The sequence below is a fragment of the Thiorhodococcus minor genome, assembly GCF_010820565.1.
In the GTDB taxonomy this organism is placed as follows: Bacteria; Pseudomonadota; Gammaproteobacteria; order Chromatiales; family Chromatiaceae; genus Thiorhodococcus; species Thiorhodococcus minor.
In genome coordinates this window covers 1-372 of the sequence record NZ_JAAIJQ010000367.1, presented here as the reverse complement: position 1 = coordinate 372, position 372 = coordinate 1, and the positions used below count along the sequence as shown (strand labels likewise).

1 pseudogene is annotated in these 372 nt (G+C 68.5%); it reads left to right on the top strand.

From position 1 onward, the window contains the following. A pseudogene (locus tag G3446_RS27355) lies at positions 1-372 on the top strand (group II intron maturase-specific domain-containing protein); the annotation flags it as partial.

Sequence of the window (372 nt, the reverse complement as noted above, 5' to 3'; positions counted from 1 at the left end):
CGCCTGGCGCGCTTCGGTCTGACGCTTCACCCCGAGAAAACTCGCCTGGTGGACTTTCGTCGTCCGCCCTGGCGGCGCGGAACGCGGCGCTCGCAGCGCGGGCGCAGTTTCGACCTGCTCGGCTTTACGCACGACTGGGGGCGCTCCCGGAACGGATACTGGGTGGTGCAACGCAAGACGGCCAAAACCCGCTTCCGCCGCGCCGTGCGGCAGATCGGGCAGTGGTGCCGCCGCCATCGTCATCTCTCGGTGGCGGAGCAGTGGCGGGCGCTCAAGCGCAAGCTCAAAGGCCACGACGCCTATTATGGGATCACCGGCAACGCCCGTGCGTTGGTGCGGTTCCGACAGGTTGTCCGCCGCCTCTGGCGCAAG